Source organism: Actinophytocola oryzae (assembly GCF_004364325.1).
Lineage (GTDB): Bacteria > Actinomycetota > Actinomycetes > Mycobacteriales > Pseudonocardiaceae > Actinophytocola > Actinophytocola oryzae.
Window position 1 is genome coordinate 412,317 of record NZ_SOCP01000009.1, and the last position, 20,269, is coordinate 432,585.

The window sequence follows — 20,269 nt, forward strand, 5'->3', positions numbered from 1 at the left end:
GGCTCTTCTCCTCGCGAGCTCGGCTGACTGCCCCAGACCCGGACGCGAAACGCGAGGAGACCCGGCGGTGCCCCCCTCTCGGGGTCACCGCATCGAGTGTCCGCACGCCCTCCCTCGGGGCCTGGAGACGCCCGTCCGCGGCGCGGACGGGCGAGCGGGCAGGTCTTCGGACTCACGGACACGCCGAACCACGGCGCGTCGACGCGCCGGTTCGGTGGTCTACTGGCCGTCGCTTCCCGGGCCCTCGGGCCCAGTGCTTCGTTGACGGCGGTCGTTCCCGTTCACCGCTGCGGGGCAGTCCCGGACTCGCACCGGGTTCCCTCTTGCGACGGACGCCCATGGCTTGGACGTCCGAACCAGCTCGTTGATCACAATACATGGTGCCCCGACGAAGTCAGGTACCCATATGTTGTGTCGGCGTGTCGCGCACCCCGGCCGCGACCTCGCACGCCTTCGCAGCCCGTTGGTCGGTGCGGCCCGCGAGCGAGGACCACCCTCGGGCAGGGGTGCCCGGCCGGCTCGGGGGCGCCGCGCATCAGCACCCACCCCGGCGTCGAGGTCAGGTGCGGACGCGGTCGGCCGAGTAGAGGTGGCTGTCGGAGAACTGGTCGGCCGCGAGCGCCGGGCCGACGACGATCACGGCCGTGCGCACGATGCCCGCACGCTCGACCTGTCCCGCGATGTCGGCCAGCGTGCCGCGCAGCACCACCTCGTCCGCGCGGCTCGCCCGTGCCACCACCGCGGCCGGGCAGTCCGCGCCGTAGCGGGGCAGCAGCTGCCCGACCACCTCGGCGATCCGCTGGACCGCGAGGTGCAGCACCATCGTCGCGCCGCTCGCGGCGAGGGTGGCCAGGTCCTCGTGCTCGGGCATCGGCGTGGCCCTGGCGGCGATCCTGGTGAGCACGACCGACTGCGCGACCCCCGGCACCGTCAGCTCACGCCGCAGTGACGCGGCCGCCGCGGCGAAGGCGGGCACGCCCGGCGTCACGTCGTAGGGCACACCCTCGGCGTCGAGCCTGCGCATCTGCTCGGCGACCGCGCTGAGCAGCGACGGGTCGCCCGACGACAGACGTGCGACGTCCAGCCCGTCGCGGTGCGCCGCGACCAGCTCGGCGGTGATCTCGTCGAGCGTCATCCTCGCCGTGTCCACCCTGCGTGCCCCGTCCGGGCAGTGTGCGAGCAGCTCGGGCGGGACCAGGCTGCCCGCGTACAGGCAGACCGGCGACGACGCGATGAGCGACTGGCCACGCACGGTGATCAGGTCGGCGGCACCCGGCCCGGCGCCGATGAAGTGCACGACCATGCGTTCCCCCCGCTCGTGACGACCGATCACCTCCGAGGCTAGCCGCCGCCCCGCGACGCGGCCCCGGCTAGCATCGCGACGAGGGAACCTCGACGGAGAAGGTGGTCGGTGAAGATCTACACCCGCAAGGGCGACACGGGGGAGACCGGCATCTGGGGCGGCAGACGCCTCGGCAAGGACGAGGCCAGGATGGAGGCCATCGGCTCGGTCGACGAGACCAACGCGGCCATCGGCGTCGCCGTCGCCCAGGGGCTCCCGGAGCAGGCCGCGGCGATCCTCGGTTCCGTGCAGAACGCCCTGTTCGTCGTGGGGTGCGAGCTGATGGCGCCCGAACGCACCGGGTCGGGGGCGTCCGTGCCCCGCCTCACCGGCGAGGAGGTGCCGGAGATGGAGGAGGTGATCGACAGGCTCGAGCTGGAGCTGCCCGAGCTGAGGAACTTCGTCCTGCCCGGCGGCACGCTCGCCGCCGCGCAGCTGCACCTGGCGCGCGGGGTGTGCCGCCGTGCCGAGCGGACCGTCGCGGCGCTGCGGCGTGACGAGGAGGCCAGCCCCGAGGTGTCGGCGTACCTGAACCGGCTCGCGGACCTGCTGTTCGTGCTGGCCCGCTACGTCAACCACGAGGCGGGGGCGCCCGAGGTCCCGTGGGCGCCGCGCGGCTGAGCGGTCACTCGGTGGTGCGCCTGCGCAGCAGGTAGGTGTCCATGATCCAGCCCTTGCGGGCACGGGCCTGCGCACGGCGTGCCCTGATCTCCTCCGCGACCTCGGACACCTGCCCGGAGATCAGGATCTCGTCCGGCGTGCCGAGGTAGGCGCCCCAGTAGATGTCCACATCGGACTCCTCGAGGCCGGCGAACGCGTTGTGCGCGTCCAGCATCACGACGACGTCGTCGACACCGTCCGGGAAGCCCCGCGCGAGCCTGCGGCCGGTGGTGATCTGCACCGGCCGCCCGATCTGGTTGAGGCTCGTGCGGTGGCGCGCGGTGAGCGTCGCCACACTGCTGACGCCGGGGATCACCTCGAAGTCGAACTCGACGTCTCCTCGCGACAGGACGGTGTTCAGCATCGCGATGGTGTTGTCGTAGAGGGTGGGGTCGCCCCACGCGAGCACCGCGCCCGTGCCGTCCTCCGGGACCTCGTCGCGGATGAGCCGCTCGTACACGTCGGCCCGGCGCTGGTGCCAGTCCGCGACCGCGCCGACGTAGTCGCTCGCCGTGCGGTCACGTGGCGGGTCGGCGGCGACCACGATCCGGTAGGTCGACTCGCCGACGTAGCGGTCGAGGATCTCCCGCCGCAGCAGGACCAGCTCCTCGGCCGCCTCGCCCTTGTCGAGGAGGAAGAACACGTCCACCTCGTTGAGCGCCCGGACGGCCTGGATGGTGACCTGCTCCGGGTCCCCCGCGCCGATCCCGATGACGGAGATCTTCCTCATGAGGCGGAGTCTTCCATGTGGTCGACGGGTAGTGTCCGTGAAGTGCCTGCTCAACGCCCCGAGCTCGCGCGGCAGGACGCCTGTCCGGGCGCACTTCGTCCCCACCCGGCGGCAGACGGACTGCTCGTCCGCGTCCGGTTGCCGGGCGGGCTGACGACCCCCGCCCAGCTCGCGGCGCTGGCCGGGCTGGCGCGTGAGTTCTCCGACGGTCACCTGGAGCTGACCTCCCGCGCCAACGTCCAGCTGCGTGCCCTCCCGGCGGACTCGGTCGACGAGGTAGCACGGCGGCTCGCCGCGTGCGGACTGCTGCCGTCGGCGTCCCACGAGCGGGTGCGCAACATCCTGGCGTCGCCCATGGACGGCCGGGGGCCGGGCGGTCGCCTGCCGGTCCGCCCGGTCGTCGCCGAGCTGGACCGGCGGCTGCTCGACGAGCCCACCCTCGCGGCCCTGTCCGGCCGCTTCCTGTTCGCGGTCGACGACGGTGGCGGGGACGTCCTCGGGTTCGGCGCCGACCTGGCCCTGTATCCGGTGTCCGGCAGGGAGATCGCCCTCCTGCTCGCCGGCGTCGACAGGGGCCTGCGGCTCGCGCCGCGGGACGCGGCGTCGGTGCTGGTCGAGGCCGCGTCGGCGTTCCTGGCGGAACGGGCCGCCCAGGAGTCACCGGCATGGCGTCTCGCCGACCTGGCCGTCGGCCCCTCACGGGTGTCGGAGCGGATGGTCGGGTCGTCGCTGCGCCGGGTGAGCGACGTGATGTCGGTGCCGGCCGGGGAGCCGGAGCCGCCGGTCGGCGTGCTCGCGGAGTCCGGTGGCCGGTACGCCGTCGGTGCGTTGGTGCCGCTGGGGCGGCTGTCGGGCGAGCAGGCGCACCTGCTGGCCCGGCTGGGTGAGCTGGGCCGGGGTGAGGTAGTCGTGACGCCGTGGCGCACGGTGCTCGTCGGTGGCCTCGACGAGGAGACCGCGACCGCGTGGACGCGGCAGCTCGGCGACGCCGGTCTGCCCGCGTCGCCGGAGTCGCCCTGGGCGGGAGTGTTCGCGTGCGCGGGTGAACCGAGGTGCGCCAAGGCCCTCGCCGACGTCCGCGCCGACGCCGCCGAGGTCGTGCGGCAGTCCGGCCGCGGGTCCCGGCCCGTGCACTGGGCCGGGTGCGACCGGCAGTGCGGGAAACCCGCGGGCGCGGTCGAGGTCGTCGCCACGCGGAACGGCTACGAGGTGCGGGACGGGGACACCAGGCGGCACTGCCCGTCGGCGCGGCTCGCCGCCACGGTGTCCACCGCGAGGGAGGCGAGGGCATGACACACAGCTACGTCAGGGACGGCGCCGAGATCTACCGGCAGTCGTTCGCCACGATCCGGGCCGAGACGGACCTCGCGCACTTCCCCGAGGACGTCGCCGGGGTCGTGGTCCGGATGATCCACGCGTGCGGCATGACCGACCTCACCGACGACGTCGCGTACTCGCCGCGTGTGGTCGCCGACGCCAGGGCCGCGTTGCGTGCCGGGGCGCCGGTCCTGTGCGACAGCACGATGGTCGCGAGCGGCATCACCCGCCGACGCCTGCCCGCGGACAACGAGGTCGTGTGCACCCTCCACGACCCGGCCGTCCCCGAACTCGCGGCGTCACTCGGCACGACGAGGACGGCCGCCGCGCTGGAGCTGTGGCGTGACCGGCTCGACGGCGCCGTGGTCGCCGTCGGCAACGCGCCGACGGCGTTGTTCCGGCTACTGGAACTCGTGGCGGCCGGGGCCGCCCGGCCCGCCGCCGTGCTGGGCATCCCCGTCGGCTTCGTCGGTGCCGCGGAGTCGAAGGCCGCCCTGGCCGAGGACCCGAACGGCCTGGAGTACCTCGTCGTGCACGGCCGCCGAGGGGGCAGCGCGATCACCGCGGCCGCCGTCAACGCGATCGCGAGCGAGGTCGAATGAGCGGCACGCTCTACGGCGTCGGTCTCGGCCCCGGCGACCCGGAACTCGTGACGGTCAGGGCGGCTCGCCTGATCACCTCGGCAGGGGTCGTGGCCTACCACTGTGCGAGGCACGGTCGCAGCATCGCGCGTTCGGTCGCCGCGCCCTACCTGCGGGACGGTCAGATCGAGGAACCGCTGATGTACCCGGTCACGGTGGAGACGACCGACCACCCCGGCGGCTACCGAGGTGCCCTCGACGACTTCTACGCCGACTGCGCCACCCGGCTCGCCGCACACCTGGACGCGGGCCGCGACGTCGTGGTCCTCGCCGAGGGCGACCCCTTCTTCTACGGCTCCTACATGCACCTGCACAAACGGCTCGCCCACCGGTACCGGGCGGAGGTCGTGCCCGGCGTGACGTCGGTGTCGGCCGCCGCCGCGGCACTGGGCAGGCCACTGGTCGAACGCGACGAGGTCCTCACGGTCCTGCCCGGCACACTGGACCCCGACGAGCTGGCCCGCAGGCTGGCCGACACGGACGCGGCCGCGGTCCTCAAGCTGGGCAGGACGTTCCCCGCCGTGCGTGACGCGTTCGAGCGGTCGGGCCGGCTGTCGGCCACCTGGTACGTCGAACGGGCCACCACCGCGGCGGAACGCACGACCCCACTGTCCGACGTGGACCCCGAGTCGGTGCCGTACTTCTCGCTGGCGTTGCTGCCGGGCCCGCTCAACGCCGATGCCGAGCCCCTCGAGCCACCCGCCCGGTCCACGGACGCGCGTGGCGGTGAGGTGGTCGTGGTCGGCCTGGGACCGGCGGGCAGGCCGTGGCTGACCCCCGAAGCACAGGCCGCGCTGGCCGAGGCCGAGCACCTGGTGGGGTACCGGGCCTACGTCGACCGGGTGCCGCCGAACCCGAGGCAGCGCCGGCACGCCTCGGACAACCGCGTGGAGGCCGAACGCGCGACGTTCGCCCTCGACCTGGCGAAGAGCGGCGCCAGGGTCGCGGTGGTGTCGTCCGGTGACCCCGGCGTCTTCGCGATGGCCGCCGCGGTGCTGGAGGTCGCCTCGGAACCCGGCTACGCGACGGTCCCGGTCCGCGTCCTGCCCGGCCTGACCGCCGCGCAGGCGGTGGCGAGCCGCGTGGGTGCCCCACTGGGCCACGACTACTGCGTGCTGTCCCTGTCGGACCGCCTCAAACCCTGGGACGTGATCGAACGCCGCCTGAACGCGGCGGCCGAGGCCGACCTGGCGATCGCGATCTACAACCCGGCCTCCCGGGCCCGCACCTGGCAGGTGGCCAGTGCCCGCGACCTGTTGCTGCGCCACCGGTCCCCGGACACCCCGGTGGTGATCGGCCGCGACGTGGGCGGTCCGGCCGAGACCGTCACGGTGGTCCGGCTGGCCGACCTCGACCCGGCCGACGTGGACATGCGGTGCCTGCTGCTGGTCGGCTCGTCGACCACCCGCTGGACCAGGACGGCCGACGGACACCCCGACGTGGTCTTCACCCCGCGCCACTACCCGCCCGGTTCCTGACGGTTGTTGGACGCCCCCGCAGGGCGGTACCGTTTTGGCGAACGATATCGTCGAAGCGCTTCGACGATATCGACGGCGAATTCGACCGAGCCGCAATGGAGCGTGCCCAAATGACCAGTCAACGATTCGGCAGGCGCGGTTTCCTGGCCGCGGCGGGTGCGCTGGCCGCCACCACGGCGGCGACCACCCCGGTCCTGGCGGAGGGACACGGGCCGTCGAGAGGCAACCGCTACGACCTGCAGAGGCGTTTCGTCGACTGGCGTTTCGGCATGTTCCTGCACTTCAACATGGGCACCTTCCACGACGCCGAGTGGGTCGACCCGAACCAGGACCCGATGTCGTTCGACCCGACCGACCTGGACTGCGGGCAGTGGGCCGACGCCGCGGCGGCCGCGGGCATGCGTTTCGCGGTGCTGACCGCCAAGCACCACGACGGCTTCTGCCTGTGGCCGACGAGGTACACCGACTACAACGTGATGAACAGCGGCCACCGCCACGACGTGGTGCGCGCGTACATGGCCGCGTTCCGGGCACGCGGCGTGACCCCGTGCCTGTACTTCTCGATCTGGGACCGGACCAACGGCGTCGGCCCCGCGGTGTGGGACGAGCCTGCCGACATCGACCTGGACCTGGTGAAGGGCCAGCTGACCGAGCTGCTGACCGGCTACGGCCGGGTGCCGGTCCTGATCTTCGACGGCTGGGCGTGGCACCCGAGCCTCGGCCACCACCGCGTCCCGTTCGGCGAGATCCGCGCCCACGTGGCGGCCCTGCAGCCGGACTGCCTGGTCCTCGACCTGAACGGCCTGACGGAGCCGTGGGACGCGGACCTGCTGTTCGTCGAGGAGCCGAAGGGCGGCGTGTTCTGCCCGTCGGACAACGAGTACGCGGCGAGCCAGGGACAGACGATCTCGCCGTCCGGCTGGTTCTGGCACCCGTCCACGCCGACCGCGCTGCTGACCACCGAACAGATCGTCGACGAGCACCTCGCGGTGCTGGAGCCGAGGTACTGCACGTTCATCCTGAACTGCCCGCCGAACCCTCGGGGTCTGCTGGACCCGAGCGTGGTCGCGACCCTGCACGAGGTGGGGGAGCGGTGGTCGCCCGACCGCAGCCGCCCGCCCTTGCCGCCCCAGCCCGACCAGCTGGTCCACCCGGTCACGCCGGTGGCGGCCACCGCGTCGAGCGGTTCGGCGGCCCTGGCGATCGACGGCCACAGCGACTTCGGCTGGAACGGCCTGGCCGACCAGACCCTGTGGCAGGCGGAGGGCCCGCGACCGCAGACGCTCACCCTGGACCTCGGCCGCCCCTACAGCGGCATCGACACCCTCACCTACCTGCCGCGCCAGGACGCCGTCACCCCGTACGCGTACGACTTCCGCACCGAGGGCAACATCACCGGCTACCGGGTGTCCGCGAGCACCGACGGTGTCCACTTCCACGAGCTGGCCCGAGGCACCTGGCCGGGCGACAACACGCTGAAACGAGCCCGTTTCCGCGCCGGGAGGATCCGCCACCTCCGCCTGGAGGTCCGCTCCACAGTGGACGACGCACCCGCGACCGTGAGCGAGCTGAACTGTGGCGGCACCGACACCCGACCGCGACCGGCCCGGTAACGCGGCTCGACCGTCCCCGGTGGAACTACGATGCGGCACGTGACGATCGGACTGCTTCATCCAGGTGCCATGGGCGCGGCGGTCGGCGCGCAGCTCGTCGCGGCGGGGCAGCGCTGTGTGTGGGTGCCGGAGGGCCGAGGACCCGCGACGCGGCAGCGCGCCGAGGAGGCCGGCCTGGTGGCGGTCGCCGGCCTCGACGAGCTGGCCGCCTGCGAGGTGATCATGAGCGTCTGCCCACCCGCGGCGGCGCTGGACGTCGCGAGGCAGGTGGCGCGGACCGGGTTCTCCGGCTGCTACGTCGACGCGAACGCGATCAGCCCGCGACACAGCCGGGAGATCGCGGGCGTGCTCACCGCGGCGACGGTCGTCGACGGCGGCATCGTCGGCGGTCCACCCCGCCGCCCCGGCACAACCAGGCTGTACCTGTCCGGCCCGGACGAGGCGGTGTCCCGGGTGCGCGCGTTGTTCGCCGACACCTTCCTGACCCCGGTCGTCGTGTCCGGCCCGGTCGGCGCCGCGTCCGCGCTCAAGCTGGCCTTCGCCACGTACAACAAGGTGGGCCTCGTGCTGGCCGCGCAGGCGCACGTGCTGGCCCGCGCCCACGGCGTCGACGCGCAGCTGACCGAGCTGGCGTCGGTCATGACGCCGGGGACGGCGCTGGCCGCCCCGGAACGCCTGACGGGTGCCGCCCAGCGCGCCTGGCGCTGGTCTCCCGAGATGCGTGAGATCGCCGAGGCCAACCGCGACGCAGGCCTGCCCGCCGACCTGCTGGACGCGGCGGCGGCCTTCCTCGAACACTGGCACCGGCACAAGGACGACCCGAACGTGACCGTCGACGGGCTCCTGACCGCCCTGTCCGAGTGATCACCGACCGGCGAGAAGCCGTAGGCTCGGCGGGTGGAGTGGGCGTTGCCGGAGTGGACGGTGCTGGCGGTGGTGCGGGAACGACCCGCGCACGGGTTCGCCGTGGCCGCGCTGACCGCGCGGGGCGGTGAGCTGGGCCGGGTGTGGCAGATGCCGAGGCCCGTCATCTACCGGGCGCTGTCCCGGCTGGCCGACGCGGGCCTGGTCGTGCCGAAGGAGATCGAGTCGGGCGGCGGCCCGCCCCGGACGGTCTACGCGATCACCGAAGCCGGCCGGACCGCGGTCGACGAGTGGCTGGCCCGGCCCGTGCCCCACGTCCGGGAGCTGCGGTCCCATCTGCTGATGAAGCTCGCGCTCCTCACCCGGCGGGAGCTGCCCGTCGGGGCACTCGTGGCGGCGCAGCGCAGGGCGCTGGAACCCGTGCTGGCCGCCGTGGCGGAGGAGCGGGAGCGAGCGGTCGGCTTCGAGGCGGTCCTGTTGTCGTGGCGGCACGGCAACGTCGTCGCCGCACTGGGCTTCCTCGACCAGCTCGGCGAGCGGGTCTAGGTGAGCCCGGCCCGTCGGCGGACCCACGTCGGCGGTTGGCCGCACTCCGCGGCGATGGCCCGCCAGCTCATGCCCGCCGCGCGTCGGTCGGCGAAGTAGTCCTCCAGACAGGCGAACCCGAACCGGGCGGTGACGGCCTGTGCGCGTTCGTCCCGCCGGGCGCGGGTGGTCGCGTGCGGGTGCCGGGCCACGCCGTGGCGGCGCAGTGCCGACTCGACGGCTGCCCGGGAGAACCCGGTCTCGGTCGCGATGGCCCGCACGGTGTGGTTGCCGACGACGTGCCGGTCCCTCAGGTACGCCGCCACGTCCGGAAAGCCCAGCTCACGCACCAGCGGCAGCCAGCGGGAGTCCCACTGCTCGTGACGCCGTGCCAACGAGGTCGCGGCGAGGTCCGCGGCCGTCTCCGGGGCGACGGTCGACAGGTGCCGGCACAGCCAGTCCTTGTGCAGGCCCGCCTCACGGCTGATCGCGGCAAGGCTCGCGCCCGCCTCGGTGCGCGCGACCACCAGCGCGCCGATGTCGGCGAACCCCAGGCTCTCGGCCGCGGCCCTCGCCGTCTCCCGCAGCTGCGAGTCGGCGCGGCGGCGGCTGCCCTCGGCCCGTGCCTGCGGGCTGATCGCGGCCAGCGCCGCCAGTGTCTTCCTCCGGCGCTGCTCCGGCTGTCGCCGCCCCGCGGCTGCCCTGGCGGCGGCCCTGGTCAGCGCGCCGGAGCGGACCAGCTCCCTGCCCAGCTCGCAGCCCGCGCGTACGGCCGGGTCGTGCACGCGGCGCTCCGTCATCGCCTTCGCGCGCAGGCTCCTGGTGTTCGACCCCTCGAGCGGCTCGCTGCGCAGCAGGCCGAACGCCTCGCGGTAGGCGAGGTGGTGCCAGCCGTGGGACCGCAGGTGCGCGACGACCGAGCGGAACCACCGGCCGCACAGGTGGCACAGCACCCGGTCGCCGTCCCGCACGACCCGTCCGATCGGGCCGTAGCTCGGGGTGCCGTCCGGCAGGACGGCGGCCACGGCGCGGACCGTGCGTGACCGCCGCCGAGGCAGTGCGACCGGCGCGGGTTCGAGATCGGGAGCCGTCATGGCCACCTCCCCTGACTAGTCTCAATGAGACTAGCCGGTGATCGGCGCCAGGGGGAAGCGCCGGCCACCCGGCCGGGCGGCTCAGGTCAGGTCGGTGATGACGGTCTTGGTCTCCATGTAGTTGTCGAACACGGCCTGGCCCATCTCGCGGCCCCAGCCCGACTCCTTGTAGCCGCCGAACGGGAGCGCCGCGTCGAACACGTTCCAGGTGTTCACCCAGACGGTGCCCGCGCGGAGCTTCTTGGCGGTGCGGTAGGCCTTGCCGATGTCGCCTGGTCGGCACGCACCGGGACCCGCTGGCTGGGGATCTGCACCGGGTCCACATCACGCACTGTAGAACCGCCGGTGCACGTCCGAAACCACCTGAGGGTTGAAATACGGTAACTGCGGATGTTTCCCGCCGGTTCAACCCGCATCCGCGCTCGTCGACCGCTCCCGGGTCCGCGAGTGCGGATGCGGCATCGGGTCGGGTCAGGACTTGGTGCTGTACGAGTGGGCACCCGCGCCGGCGAGGGCGCCGCCGTCCACGATCAGGTACTCGGGGCGCACCGGGGTGCCGGTGAAGTGGCTCTCCAGGATCTCGCGGGTGCCTGCGGCGTAGCGCGCCTGCGCGGACAGCGACGAGCCGGAGATGTGCGGGGTCATGCCGTGGTGGGGCATGGTCCGCCACCGGTGGTCGGCGGGCGCGGGCTGCGGGTACCAGACGTCACCCGCGTACCCGGCGAGCTGCCCGCTCTCCAGCGCGCGCACGATCGCGTCCCGGTCGCAGATGAGGCCACGCGCGGTGTTGATCAGGTACGTGCCGTGCCGCATGGTCGAGAGCAGCCTGTCGTCGAACAGGCCCTGGGTCTGCGGGTGCAGTGGTGCGTTGACGGTGACCACGTCGCAGTTCGGCACCATGGCCTGCGCCGACTCGTGGAAGGTGAGGTTCAGCTCCTCCTCGACCTCGGCGGGTAGGCGGTGGCGGTCGGTGTAGTGCAGCCGCACGCCGAACGGGGCGAGCCTGCGCAGCACGGCGGTGCCGATGCGGCCCGCGGCGACCGTGCCGACGTCCATGCCCTCCAGGTCGTAGGAGCGGGACACGCAGTCGGCGATGTTCCAGCCGCCGTCGAGCACCCACTGGTGGGACGGCAGGTAGTTGCGCACCAGCGAGAGGATCATCATCACGACGTGCTCGGCGACGCTGACGCTGTTGCTGAAGGTCACCTCCGCAACGGTCACGCCGTGCTTGATCGCCGCGTCCAGATCGACGTGGTCCGACCCGATTCCGGCGGTTACCGCCAATTTCAGGTTCGGTGCCTTCGCGATTCTCTCGGCCGTCAGGTAAGCGGGCCAGAATGGCTGGGAAATGACGATCTCGGCGTCCGGGAGGTGGCGGTCGAACTCCGAGTCCTGGCCCTCCTTGTCCGAGGTCACCACCAGTTCGTGACCGAGGCCCTCCAGGTACTTCCGCAACCCCAGTTCGCCGGAGACGCTGCCGAGCAGCTCGCCGGGCGTGAAGTCCACACCGGACGGAGTGGGTGCGGTCTGCCCGTCCGCGTAGCCGCTGATCCTCGGCACGCTCGAGCGTGCGTATTCCTTCGGATAGCCGTTCACCGGGTCGGGGTAGAGCACGCAGAGAACCTTCGCCATCACACGCCTCCGTATTTCGTCGCATCGTTGCTGTAGTCACGTTTCTCGGGTGGGAGTAATCATGCAAGGCTTTCGTCGCTCATTCTTTCGAACGGCTCATAAGCGATATCGATCGGTGGTGGAAAGCGGTATCCACAGGGCGGCTAGTTCCAGTGCGACCAGTCCGGTTCGGGAACGGTCGGACGGGATGTCCGGTGTGCATGGTCACGATTCCGCACGGGAGCCGTGCCGCGTTGTTGATGTCCGCGTTTGCGGGGCTAGACTCGCCCGCATGCCGAAGCTGCGGATCAGTGAGGCGGCCGACCTGCTGGGCGTCAGCGACGACACGGTCCGCCGCTGGGTGGACCAGGGACGCCTGCCGGTGGTGGCCGGGGAGAACAACCGCATGGCGGTCGACGGGGGCGAGCTCGCCGCCTTCGCGCAGCGGCTCGCCGACTCGCCGGAGCGCGGTGTCACGGTGGCGGCCTCGGCACGCAACCGGATGAAGGGGATCGTCACCAAGGTCGTCAAGGACACGGTGATGGCGCAGGTCGAGATGCAGGCGGGCCCGTTCCGGATCGTCTCCCTGATGAGCGCGGAGGCCGCCGAGGAGCTCGGCCTCGAGGTCGGCAGCGTCGCTGTCGCCTCGATCAAGTCAACACATGTCGTCGTCGAGATGGAGGCGTGAATGACCCGCTCGCTATGTGTTGTCGCCGTGATGGCGGCCGCGGCCCTGGCGCTGGCCGGCTGCGGTTCGAGCGACCCCGGTGCCTCGACGGAAGACACCGGCTCGGCCGACACCACGTCGGCCGCGCCGGAGATCACCGGTGACGTCACCGTGTTCGCCGCCGCGTCGCTGACCGAGTCGTTCACCCGGATCGGCAAGGACTTCGAGGCCGAGCACTCCGGGGTGAAGGTCACGTTCAACTTCGCGGGCAGTTCGGCGCTGGCGACCCAGATCAACCAGGGTGCCCCGGCCGACGTGTTCGCCTCGGCCGCGCCCAAGAACATGACCGACGTGACCGCCACCGGCGCGATCACCGACAAGCCGGTCACGTTCGTGACGAACACGCTGGAGATCGCCGTCCCGGCGGGCAACCCGGCCAAGATCACCGGCCTGTCCGACTTCGCCAAGCAGGACCTGAAGATCGCGCTGTGCGCCGAGCAGGTGCCGTGTGGCGCCGCGGCCAAGAAGGTCTTCGACACCGCGGGCATCACGGCCGCGCCCGACACCCTCGAGCAGGACGTCAAGGCCGTGCTGACCAAGGTGTCCCTCGGCGAGGTCGACGCGGCACTCGTCTACAAGACCGACGTGCAGGCCGCGGGTGACAAGGTCGAGGGCATCGAGTTCCCCGAGTCGGACAAGGCGGTCAACGAGTACCCGATGGCGGCGTGCGCGAAGGCGCCTAACCCCGACGGTGCCAAGGCGTTCGTCGACTACGTGCTCTCCGACAAGGGCATCGCGGTGCTCACCAAGGCCGGTTTCAACACGCCGTGAGCAGCCGTGTCCCGGGCAGGCGACGGGGACGGCTGCCGGTCGTCCTCGCGCTGCCCGCGCTGGTCGGTCTGCTGTTCCTCGTCTTCCCACTGGTCGGCCTGCTGGTCCGCGCGCCGTGGACCACGCTCGCCGACCAGCTGTTCAGCGAGTCGGTCGGGCAGGCGCTGAGCCTGTCGCTGGTCTGCGCCAGTCTGGCCACCGTCATCTGCCTCGTGCTCGGCGTGCCGCTGGCGTGGCTGCTCGCGCGCAGCGGCCTGCCCGGCCGCGGTGTGCTCCGCGCACTCGTCACCGTGCCGCTGGTGCTGCCGCCCGTGGTCGGCGGCGTCGCGTTGCTGCTGGTGCTGGGCAGACGCGGGATCGTCGGCCAGTACCTCGACGAGTGGTTCGGCGTCTCGCTGCCGTTCACGACCGCCGGTGTCGTGCTCGCCGAGGCGTTCGTGGCCATGCCGTTCCTGGTCATCTCGGTCGAGGGCGCGCTGCGGGCCGCCGACCCCCGCTACGAGGAGGCCGCGGCCACACTGGGGGCGTCCCGCTGGCTGACCTTCCGCCGGGTGACGCTCCCGGCCGTCGCGCCGGGGGTCGTGGCGGGCACGGTCCTGTGCTGGGCCCGCGCGCTCGGCGAGTTCGGCGCCACGATCACCTTCGCGGGCAACTTCCCGGGCAGGACCACCACGATGCCGCTGGCCGTCTACCTGGCGCTGGAGACCGACCCCGGCGCGGCGATCGTCCTGTCCGTCGTCCTGCTCGTCCTGTCGGTGACCGTCCTCGTGAGCCTGCGCGACCGCTGGATCAGCACGCCCTCATGACCCTCGACGCCGAACTGGTCATCACCCGGGGCGAGGGCTTCCGCCTCGAGCTGGACCTCGCGATCCAGCCGGGTCAGGTCGTCGCCCTGCTCGGCCCCAACGGCGCGGGCAAGACCACCGCCCTGCGTGCGCTCGCCGGGCTGCTGACCCTCACCGAGGGGTACGTGCGCCTGGACGACCAGGTCTGGGACCAGCCGCCCGGGGTGTTCGTCCCGACCGAACGGCGGCCGATCGGCGTGGTGTTCCAGGACTACCTGCTGTTCGACCACCTGACCGCGCTGGAGAACGTCGCCTTCGGACTCCGTGCGCGCGGCACCCCCAAGGCCGCGGCCCGCAGGCGGGCAGCGGAGTGGCTGGAGCGGGTCGGCCTCGACGGGTACCGCAACGCGAGGCCGCGTGCGTTGTCCGGGGGGCAGGCCCAGCGCGTGGCGCTCGCGCGTGCCCTGGCGACCGATCCCGGGCTGCTGCTGCTCGACGAACCGCTCGCCGCGCTGGACGCGAGCACCCGCGTGCACATCCGCTCCGAGCTGGACCGGCACCTGTCGGCGTATCCGGGCCACACGCTGTTCGTCACCCACGACCCGCTCGACGCGATGGTGCTCGCCGACCACCTCGTGATCATCGAGGACGGCACCGTGGTCCAGCAGGGGGCGCCCGCCGAGGTCGCGCGCAGGCCGCGCACCGAGTACGTGGCCAGGCTCGTCGGCCTCAACCTGTACCGGGGCACCGCCGAGGGCACCGCGGTGGTGCTCGACCCCGGCGGGCGGTTCACCGTCGCGGAGCCGGCGACCGGGCCCGTCCACGTGGCGTTCCCCCCGACCGCGGTCAGCCTCCACCCTCGGCCGCCCGCCGGCAGTCCGCGCAACAGCTGGCCGGTCACCGTCGGCCAGGTCGAGCAGCACGCGCACACCGTCCGCGTCCGCCTCGACGGCACCCCGCCCGTGCTCGCCGACGTGACACCCGCGAGCGTCGCCGAACTGCACCTCGCACCGGGCGCCTCCCTGCACGCGACGGTCAAGGCAACGGAGATCACCACCTACCCGGCCTGACACCTTGCTAGTCTCAGTGTGACTAGTCGACGAGTGTGGCGTGCGTGGTTTCGCGCGGGTGACCGAGCCGATGCTGGAGGTACTGCGGGCCGCAGCCGTCCGAGGTGAGCGCGCGGGCGGCGGGTGCCACGGTCATGCACGCGCCCATCACGTTCGCCAAGGGCACAACGGGATCAGCGCGCACCCGTACGGCATCCTCAAGGGAGTCGTGGACGGGAACGCGTTCGTCACGGGGGAGTGGGGCTCGGCGGCTTCCTCGCGAACTGCTGCGTGGAGGCCACCATGCGCACCGGCTACGAGAACGGCTACCAGGTCATCACGCTGTCCGACTGTGTCGCGGGGACCTCGGTCGAGGAGCACGAGAACGCGCTCAGGTACGACTACCCGATGTTCTCCCAGCCCATGACCGCCGCGGAATTCCGCGCGCAGCTGTCCTCATGACAGGAACGTCAGCGTGCGTTCCATGAGGAGCTTCGCGGCGTCCTCGTCGTAGGTGGGCAGCGTGCGGTCCGCGAAGTAGTGCTGCTCGCCGGGGTAGAGGAACAGCTCGGCGTCCTTGGTGGACGCGACGAGCGCCCTCGCCGCGTCGAGGTCTCCCTCGCCCGCGAAGACCGGGTCCTCGGACTTGCCGTGGACCTGCACCGGGACACCGGCCGGCCAGACGGGGGAGAACTCGGCGACGGGGACGCACGAGTAGTACAGGAGTGCGCCGCGTGCGCCCGCACGCGTCTGGGCGAGCATCTGCGCGGGTAGCACGCCCAGGGAGAAGCCCGCGTAGACCAGCTCCTCCGACAGGTCGGCCACCGCCTCGGCGCCACGCCGCACGACCGTGCCGAAACCGATCTCCCGGACGTGGGCGACCCCCTCCTCGATCGACCCGAACGTGCGGCCGTCGAGGAGGTCGGGCGTGTGCACGGTGTGGCCCGCCGCCCTGAGGTCGTCGGCGAAGGCCACCACGCCCTCGGTGAGACCCAGAGCGTGGTGGAACAGGACGACCTCGGCCATGTCGGACCTCCCGTGGCGTGTACCCGCGAACGACCCACGAGGCTAGTGGCTCAGCCCATGGATTTCTGGCCGTCCAGGGACTCCCGGATGATGTCGGCGTGGCCGGAGTGCTGGGCCGTCTCCGCGATGATGTGCATGAACACGCGGCGGGCGGTCCAGCGAGCGCCCGGCTCGAACCACGGCGCGGGCGGCAGCGGGTGGCTCGCGTCGAGGTCGGGGAAGCTCGCGACCAGCTCGTCGGTTCGCTTCGCCACCTCGGCGTAGTCCGCCAGCACCCCGTCCAGCGTCTCCTCCGGCAGCAGGCGGAAGCCGTTGTTCCAGTCGGCGAAGTCCTCCTCGGTCATGGTCGACGGGTCGCCGCGCTCGGCGGGGCCGTTGACGACGAAGTCCGCCCAGGTCGCCTCCACCGCGGCCACGTGCTTGACCAGGCCGCCGAGCGTCAGCTCGCTCGCCGTCGTCCGCTGGCGGGCCTGGTCGTCGGTCAGCTCGCGGACGGTGAAGCGGAGGAAGTGGCGGCCCTTGCCCAGCATCGCCAGCAGGTCGGCGCGCTCCGGGTCGTCGGTCGCGGCCGCCGTGCTGGACTGCTCGGTCGTCGTCATCGTCTGCTCTCCCTGTTGTCGCTGGTCATCGGGTTCGGGGGCAACGCTAGACATCATTGCGGCCACTTCCTGACCTCAATGTCGGGCAGAATCGGAGCCATGGCGAACACCAGCTCACGGACCCTGCGGCTGCTGTCCCTGCTGCAGACCCACCGCTACTGGCCGGGTACCGAGCTGGCCGAGCGGCTCGGCGTGTCGGTCCGCACCCTGCGCCGCGACGTCGACCGCCTCCGCGAGCTGGGCTACCCCGTCGAGGCCAACCGGGGCGTCGACGGCGGGTACCAGCTCGCCGCGGGTGCTGCGCTGCCGCCGCTGCTGATCGACGACGAGGAGGCCGTCGCGCTCACGATCGGGCTGCAGAACGCGGCGCAGAGCGCGGTCGCGGGGCTCGCCGAGTCCTCGGTACGGGCCCTCGCGAAGGTCACACAGGTGATGCCCGCCCGCCTGCGCCGCCGCGCCGAGGCGTTGCGGGCGATGACCGTGCCCGTCGAGTGGGGTGGCGGCGGGGACCGGTCGCGCGTGGACGCGGACGTGCTCACCACCGTCGCCCTCGCCTGCCGCGACACCGAGCGCCTGCGCTTCGCCTACACCGCGGCCGACCGCAACCGCACCGACCGGCACGTCGAGCCGCACCGGCTGGTGAGCGTCGGGCGCCGCTGGTACCTCGTCGCCTACGACCTCGTCCGGCACGACTGGCGCAGCTTCCGCATCGACCGGCTCACCGCACCGCACCCGACCGGCGCGCGGTTCCGGTCCCGCGACCTGCCCGCCGCCGACGCCGCCGAGTTCGTCCGCACCCAGGTGGTCAACGCACCGCGACCGTACGAGGTGGAGGCCGTGGTCGACGCGCCCGCCACCGTGGTGCGTGAGCGCGTCGGGCAGTGGAGCACGGTCGAGGCGATCGACGAGACGCACTCCCGCGTCCGCATGACCGTCGACACCCTGTCGTGGCCGATACTCGCGCTCGGCGTGACGGGCGCCGAGTTCCGCGTCGTCGGCCCGCCGGAGCTGGTCGACGACCTCCGCGAGTGGGGTGCCCGCTTCGTCAGGGCGACGACCTGAATCGATTTCTCCGGAACATATCCCACGGTGACCGAAATTATCGGCGTCACCGCAATCGCCCGGCGATCTTCGGAAGAAGGCTATTTCGAAAGTATCGCCGTCGCCGGATTCCGAAACTTCGCCGAAAATAATTGACTCTCCGGAATGGCGTCGATACCGTCGGTGCCGAGGGTATTTCCAACGCTTCCGGGTTGTTTGTCGTGTGTTTGTGACGCGATAGCTGTCGAGGGGTCATCGCCTTACCTCAACGAGGAGGAAGGACGCGAATGAACAACGTCCCTGTTAGCACGAGGAGACGCGGCCGGATCAGGCTGCTCGTCGGCGGCGTCTGCGCCGCACTGGTCGCGGCCGTGCTGGCGCCGACGACCGCGAGCGCGGATGTCGGTATCGCCGCCACGTGTTCGAGCCAGACCGGCACCAACAACGGCTACTACTACTCGTTCTGGACCGACGGCGGCGGCTCGGCCTGCATGACGATGGGCTCCGGCGGGAACTACAGCATGTCGTGGAGCAACGTCGGGAACTTCGTCGGTGGCAAGGGATGGAGCAACGGCTCGCGGCGGACCGTGCGGTACTCCGGCAGCTTCAACCCCTCCGGCAACGCCTATCTCACGCTCTACGGCTGGACGTCGAACCCGCTCGTCGAGTACTACATCGTCGACAACTGGGGCAACTACCGCCCGACCGGCACGTACAAGGGCACGGTGACCACCGACGGCGGCACGTACGACATCTACCAGACGATGCGGTACAACGCCCCGTCCGTCGAGGGCACGAAGACGTTCCCGCAGTACTGGAGTGTGCGCCAGTCGAAGAAGACCGGCGGCACCATCACGTCGGGGAACCACTTCGACGCGTGGTCACGGGTCGGGATGAACCTCGGCAGCTTCAACTACTACATGATCATGGCGACCGAGGGATACCAGAGCAGCGGCAACTCGAACATCTCGGTGAGCTGACGGCGTGGGAAAGGAACACACGCGCATGCGTATCACCCGTCTGTCCACAGTAGTCGTCGGAATGGCCGCGGCCCTGGTGTGCACGATCGCACCGACCGCCGCCGCGGCCCCGGTCCACGTCGCCGCCTGCAACGGGTACGTCGGGCTCACCTTCGACGACGGGCCGTCCAACGACAAGACCCCGGCGATCCTGAACGCGTTGCGGCAGAACGGTCTGCGGGCGACGATGTTCAACGAGGGCCAGTTCGCGGCCGCCGCGCCGAGCCAGGTCAGGGCCCAGGTCAGTGCGGGCATGTGGGTGGGCAACCACAGCTACACCCACCCGCACCTGACCCAGATGTCCTCGGCGCAGGTCGACTCGGAGATCTCCCGCACCCAGCAGGCGATCGCCAACGCCGGCGGCGGCACGCCGAGGCTGTTCCGCCCGCCCTACGGCGAGACCAACGGGACGGTGGCGCAGGTCGCGGCCAAGTACGGGCTGCGACAGATCATCTGGGACGTCGACTCCGGCGACTGGAACAACGCGAGCGTCGACGCGATCGTGGCGGCCAACAACCGGCTCACCAACGGTCAGATCATCCTCATGCACGAGTGGCCGGCCAACACCCTCGCCGCGATCCCGAGGATCGCGCAGGGGCTCGCGAGCCGCAACCTGTGCGCGGGCATGATCTCCCCGTCGACCGGCCGTGCCGTGGCACCCGGCTGATCGTTCGACCCGGATGGCGCGACGGTCTCACGACCGCCGCGCCATCCGTGCTGTCGGACGGGTTCTCTCGAGCAGCTCGACCACGACGGCCAGCTCGGCCACCTCCTCCCGGCATCGACGGCACCGTGCCACGTGGGCCTGGACGGTCAGCAGCTCGTCGCCGTCGAGGCGGCCGAGTACGTACACGCCAAGGCTTTCCCGCAGGCGCCGGTGTGCTCTCACAGCCAGTTCGCGAGGCTGCCGAGGATGGCCTTCCTGGACTTGGCGCCGTTGATGGTGGTGGCCGCCCTTCCGTCGACGAACAGCGTCATGGTCGGAATGGACATGACGTGGTGGTCGGCGGCGATCTCCGGGTTGTCGTCGATGTCGACCTTCACGACGGAGATCGTGCCGGCGTGCTCCTCCGCGATCTGGGCTAGGAGCGGGGCGAGCGCCTTGCACGGACCGCACCAGGGCGCCCAGAAGTCGACGAGTACGGGCCTGTCGGCCTGGAGCACCTCGACGGTGAAGGTCTCGGTGGTGACGTCCTTGATGGTCACGTTCTCTCCGCTCAGCCAGAGGTGAATGCCGGTCATCCACCATGGTTCGTGGCCGTGCCCACTGCGGATTGGTCCAGGGCGCGGGGATAACGGACGGGTAACGGCTTGTTTTCCCGCCAATCCGACCCGCACCGGACACCGAATTCCCGACGACCGCAGGCCCCGGGCGAC

The 20,269-nt window shown here is 71.7% G+C and carries 25 protein-coding genes and 1 riboswitch; of the genes, 15 read left to right on the top strand and 10 right to left on the bottom strand.

The annotated features are described in order from the left end of the window. Nucleotides 1–140 precede the first annotated feature (140 nt). Nucleotides 141–376, bottom strand: a riboswitch (cobalamin riboswitch). Nucleotides 377–559: 183 nt separating this feature from the next. Next, nucleotides 560–1,303, bottom strand: a complete 744-nt coding sequence (cobM, locus tag CLV71_RS25265; RefSeq protein WP_133905298.1) for a precorrin-4 C(11)-methyltransferase — start codon at nucleotides 1,301–1,303, stop codon at nucleotides 560–562. Between the two features lie 108 nt (nucleotides 1,304–1,411). On the opposite strand from cobM, the gene CLV71_RS25270 reads away from it, so the two are divergent. Continuing rightward, a complete protein-coding gene (locus CLV71_RS25270; protein WP_133905299.1) occupies nucleotides 1,412–1,963 on the top strand; it encodes a cob(I)yrinic acid a,c-diamide adenosyltransferase in 552 nt (183 codons plus the stop codon). 4 nt (nucleotides 1,964–1,967) lie between these two features. Here CLV71_RS25270 and cobF read toward each other — a convergent pair whose 3' ends face one another. After that, on the bottom strand, nucleotides 1,968–2,732 hold the full coding sequence (gene cobF, locus CLV71_RS25275; protein WP_133905300.1) for a precorrin-6A synthase (deacetylating): 765 nt from the start codon (nucleotides 2,730–2,732) through the stop codon (nucleotides 1,968–1,970). A gap of 42 nt (nucleotides 2,733–2,774) precedes the next feature. Here cobF and cobG point away from each other — a divergent pair, with 42 nt between their 5' ends. From cobG to CLV71_RS25305, 6 genes are all read left to right on the top strand, one after another. Beyond that, entirely contained in the window at nucleotides 2,775–4,025 is a 1,251-nt protein-coding gene (cobG, locus tag CLV71_RS25280; RefSeq protein ID WP_243866694.1) for a precorrin-3B synthase, read from the top strand. Next, nucleotides 4,022–4,651, top strand: coding sequence for a precorrin-8X methylmutase (locus CLV71_RS25285; RefSeq protein ID WP_133905302.1), 630 nt, complete (start codon nucleotides 4,022–4,024; stop codon nucleotides 4,649–4,651). Before cobG ends, CLV71_RS25285 begins: the two co-directional genes overlap by 4 nt. Continuing rightward, nucleotides 4,648–6,168 (top strand): precorrin-2 C(20)-methyltransferase, encoded by a 1,521-nt coding sequence (locus CLV71_RS25290; RefSeq protein WP_133905303.1) that lies wholly within the window; start codon nucleotides 4,648–4,650, stop codon nucleotides 6,166–6,168. The genes CLV71_RS25285 and CLV71_RS25290 overlap by 4 nt, the downstream gene beginning before the upstream one ends. A 110-nt stretch (nucleotides 6,169–6,278) precedes the next feature. Further along, nucleotides 6,279–7,781: an alpha-L-fucosidase gene (locus tag CLV71_RS25295; RefSeq protein ID WP_166664249.1), complete on the top strand. Its 1,503-nt coding sequence runs from the start codon at nucleotides 6,279–6,281 to the stop codon at nucleotides 7,779–7,781. A gap of 39 nt (nucleotides 7,782–7,820) precedes the next feature. After that, nucleotides 7,821–8,645, top strand: coding sequence for an NAD(P)-dependent oxidoreductase (locus CLV71_RS25300; RefSeq protein ID WP_208297743.1), 825 nt, complete (start codon nucleotides 7,821–7,823; stop codon nucleotides 8,643–8,645). A gap of 33 nt (nucleotides 8,646–8,678) precedes the next feature. Then, on the top strand, nucleotides 8,679–9,191 hold the full coding sequence (locus CLV71_RS25305) for a PadR family transcriptional regulator (RefSeq protein WP_133905306.1): 513 nt from the start codon (nucleotides 8,679–8,681) through the stop codon (nucleotides 9,189–9,191). Here CLV71_RS25305 and CLV71_RS25310 read toward each other — a convergent pair. The 3 genes from CLV71_RS25310 to CLV71_RS25320 form a co-directional block, all read right to left on the bottom strand. Continuing rightward, nucleotides 9,188–10,264, bottom strand: coding sequence for a MucR family transcriptional regulator (locus CLV71_RS25310; RefSeq protein WP_133905307.1), 1,077 nt, complete (start codon nucleotides 10,262–10,264; stop codon nucleotides 9,188–9,190). The two genes, CLV71_RS25305 and CLV71_RS25310, sit on opposite strands and share 4 nt — an antisense overlap. An 81-nt stretch (nucleotides 10,265–10,345) precedes the next feature. Then, entirely contained in the window at nucleotides 10,346–10,531 is a 186-nt protein-coding gene (locus tag CLV71_RS25315) for an aldehyde dehydrogenase family protein (RefSeq protein WP_279588754.1), read from the bottom strand. A gap of 204 nt (nucleotides 10,532–10,735) precedes the next feature. Then, the gene (locus CLV71_RS25320) at nucleotides 10,736–11,896 is read right to left on the bottom strand and encodes an NAD-dependent formate dehydrogenase (protein WP_133905308.1); all 1,161 of its coding nucleotides are present in this window, start codon (nucleotides 11,894–11,896) and stop codon (nucleotides 10,736–10,738) included. A gap of 271 nt (nucleotides 11,897–12,167) precedes the next feature. Between CLV71_RS25320 and CLV71_RS25325 the strand changes: the two genes are divergently transcribed. From CLV71_RS25325 to CLV71_RS25340, 4 genes are read left to right on the top strand one after another with little or no spacing between them, the layout of a single operon-like run. Next, a complete protein-coding gene (locus CLV71_RS25325) occupies nucleotides 12,168–12,563 on the top strand; it encodes a TOBE domain-containing protein (protein ID WP_133905309.1) in 396 nt (131 codons plus the stop codon). Then, complete coding sequence (modA, locus tag CLV71_RS25330) at nucleotides 12,564–13,373, top strand: molybdate ABC transporter substrate-binding protein (RefSeq protein WP_133905310.1); 810 nt, start codon at nucleotides 12,564–12,566, stop codon at nucleotides 13,371–13,373. After that, the gene (gene modB, locus CLV71_RS25335) at nucleotides 13,370–14,179 is read left to right on the top strand and encodes a molybdate ABC transporter permease subunit (RefSeq protein WP_133905311.1); all 810 of its coding nucleotides are present in this window, start codon (nucleotides 13,370–13,372) and stop codon (nucleotides 14,177–14,179) included. Before modA ends, modB begins: the two co-directional genes overlap by 4 nt. After that, nucleotides 14,176–15,228 (top strand): ABC transporter ATP-binding protein, encoded by a 1,053-nt coding sequence (locus CLV71_RS25340; protein WP_133905312.1) that lies wholly within the window; start codon nucleotides 14,176–14,178, stop codon nucleotides 15,226–15,228. Before modB ends, CLV71_RS25340 begins: the two co-directional genes overlap by 4 nt. A 22-nt stretch (nucleotides 15,229–15,250) precedes the next feature. On the opposite strand, the gene CLV71_RS49455 is transcribed toward CLV71_RS25340, so the two are convergent. Then, the gene (locus tag CLV71_RS49455) at nucleotides 15,251–15,388 is read right to left on the bottom strand and encodes a hypothetical protein (protein WP_243866696.1); all 138 of its coding nucleotides are present in this window, start codon (nucleotides 15,386–15,388) and stop codon (nucleotides 15,251–15,253) included. A gap of 122 nt (nucleotides 15,389–15,510) precedes the next feature. Here CLV71_RS49455 and CLV71_RS49460 point away from each other — a divergent pair, with 122 nt between their 5' ends. Further along, nucleotides 15,511–15,669, top strand: a complete 159-nt coding sequence (locus CLV71_RS49460; protein ID WP_243866697.1) for an isochorismatase family protein — start codon at nucleotides 15,511–15,513, stop codon at nucleotides 15,667–15,669. On the opposite strand, the gene CLV71_RS25350 is transcribed toward CLV71_RS49460, so the two are convergent. Together CLV71_RS25350 and CLV71_RS25355 are read right to left on the bottom strand one after the other, a co-directional pair. Next, a complete protein-coding gene (locus CLV71_RS25350) occupies nucleotides 15,664–16,233 on the bottom strand; it encodes a dienelactone hydrolase family protein (protein WP_133905313.1) in 570 nt (189 codons plus the stop codon). The genes CLV71_RS49460 and CLV71_RS25350 overlap by 6 nt on opposite strands. Nucleotides 16,234–16,283: 50 nt before the next feature. Continuing rightward, on the bottom strand, nucleotides 16,284–16,832 hold the full coding sequence (locus CLV71_RS25355; RefSeq protein WP_133905314.1) for a DinB family protein: 549 nt from the start codon (nucleotides 16,830–16,832) through the stop codon (nucleotides 16,284–16,286). A 99-nt stretch (nucleotides 16,833–16,931) separates the two neighbouring features. Between CLV71_RS25355 and CLV71_RS25360 the strand changes: the two genes are divergently transcribed. From CLV71_RS25360 to CLV71_RS25370, 3 genes are all read left to right on the top strand, one after another. Further along, nucleotides 16,932–17,894, top strand: coding sequence for a helix-turn-helix transcriptional regulator (locus CLV71_RS25360; RefSeq protein WP_133905315.1), 963 nt, complete (start codon nucleotides 16,932–16,934; stop codon nucleotides 17,892–17,894). Between the two features lie 266 nt (nucleotides 17,895–18,160). Continuing rightward, a complete protein-coding gene (locus tag CLV71_RS25365) occupies nucleotides 18,161–18,853 on the top strand; it encodes a glycoside hydrolase family 11 protein (RefSeq protein ID WP_133905316.1) in 693 nt (230 codons plus the stop codon). A 25-nt stretch (nucleotides 18,854–18,878) separates the two neighbouring features. Then, a complete protein-coding gene (locus tag CLV71_RS25370) occupies nucleotides 18,879–19,559 on the top strand; it encodes a polysaccharide deacetylase family protein (protein WP_133905317.1) in 681 nt (226 codons plus the stop codon). Between the two features lie 27 nt (nucleotides 19,560–19,586). Here the strand turns inward: CLV71_RS25370 and CLV71_RS25375 are convergent, their stop codons facing one another. Beyond that, nucleotides 19,587–19,781, bottom strand: a complete 195-nt coding sequence (locus CLV71_RS25375) for a zf-HC2 domain-containing protein (RefSeq protein WP_133905318.1) — start codon at nucleotides 19,779–19,781, stop codon at nucleotides 19,587–19,589. After that, on the bottom strand, nucleotides 19,778–20,134 hold the full coding sequence (gene trxA / locus CLV71_RS25380) for a thioredoxin (protein WP_166664250.1): 357 nt from the start codon (nucleotides 20,132–20,134) through the stop codon (nucleotides 19,778–19,780). The genes CLV71_RS25375 and trxA overlap by 4 nt, the downstream gene beginning before the upstream one ends. Between the last annotated feature and the right edge of the window lie 135 nt (nucleotides 20,135–20,269).

Bases quoted from the DNA above. Each gene is read 5' to 3' on its own strand.
- cobM (WP_133905298.1), bottom strand. From the start codon at position 1,303: ATGGTCGTGCACTTCATCGGCGCCGGGCCGGGTGCCGCCGACCTGATC.
- cobF (WP_133905300.1), bottom strand. From the start codon at position 2,732: ATGAGGAAGATCTCCGTCATCGGGATCGGCGCGGGGGACCCGGAGCAG.
- CLV71_RS25285 (WP_133905302.1), top strand. From the start codon at position 4,022: ATGACACACAGCTACGTCAGGGACGGCGCCGAGATCTACCGGCAGTCG.
- CLV71_RS25290 (WP_133905303.1), top strand. From the start codon at position 4,648: ATGAGCGGCACGCTCTACGGCGTCGGTCTCGGCCCCGGCGACCCGGAA.
- CLV71_RS25295 (WP_166664249.1), top strand. From the start codon at position 6,279: ATGACCAGTCAACGATTCGGCAGGCGCGGTTTCCTGGCCGCGGCGGGT.
- CLV71_RS25310 (WP_133905307.1), bottom strand. From the start codon at position 10,264: ATGACGGCTCCCGATCTCGAACCCGCGCCGGTCGCACTGCCTCGGCGG.
- CLV71_RS25320 (WP_133905308.1), bottom strand. From the start codon at position 11,896: ATGGCGAAGGTTCTCTGCGTGCTCTACCCCGACCCGGTGAACGGCTAT.
- CLV71_RS25325 (WP_133905309.1), top strand. From the start codon at position 12,168: ATGCCGAAGCTGCGGATCAGTGAGGCGGCCGACCTGCTGGGCGTCAGC.
- modA (WP_133905310.1), top strand. From the start codon at position 12,564: ATGACCCGCTCGCTATGTGTTGTCGCCGTGATGGCGGCCGCGGCCCTG.
- CLV71_RS25340 (WP_133905312.1), top strand. From the start codon at position 14,176: ATGACCCTCGACGCCGAACTGGTCATCACCCGGGGCGAGGGCTTCCGC.
- CLV71_RS49460 (WP_243866697.1), top strand. From the start codon at position 15,511: ATGCGCACCGGCTACGAGAACGGCTACCAGGTCATCACGCTGTCCGAC.
- CLV71_RS25350 (WP_133905313.1), bottom strand. From the start codon at position 16,233: ATGGCCGAGGTCGTCCTGTTCCACCACGCTCTGGGTCTCACCGAGGGC.
- CLV71_RS25355 (WP_133905314.1), bottom strand. From the start codon at position 16,832: ATGACGACGACCGAGCAGTCCAGCACGGCGGCCGCGACCGACGACCCG.
- CLV71_RS25360 (WP_133905315.1), top strand. From the start codon at position 16,932: ATGGCGAACACCAGCTCACGGACCCTGCGGCTGCTGTCCCTGCTGCAG.
- CLV71_RS25365 (WP_133905316.1), top strand. From the start codon at position 18,161: ATGAACAACGTCCCTGTTAGCACGAGGAGACGCGGCCGGATCAGGCTG.
- CLV71_RS25370 (WP_133905317.1), top strand. From the start codon at position 18,879: ATGCGTATCACCCGTCTGTCCACAGTAGTCGTCGGAATGGCCGCGGCC.
- trxA (WP_166664250.1), bottom strand. From the start codon at position 20,134: ATGACCGGCATTCACCTCTGGCTGAGCGGAGAGAACGTGACCATCAAG.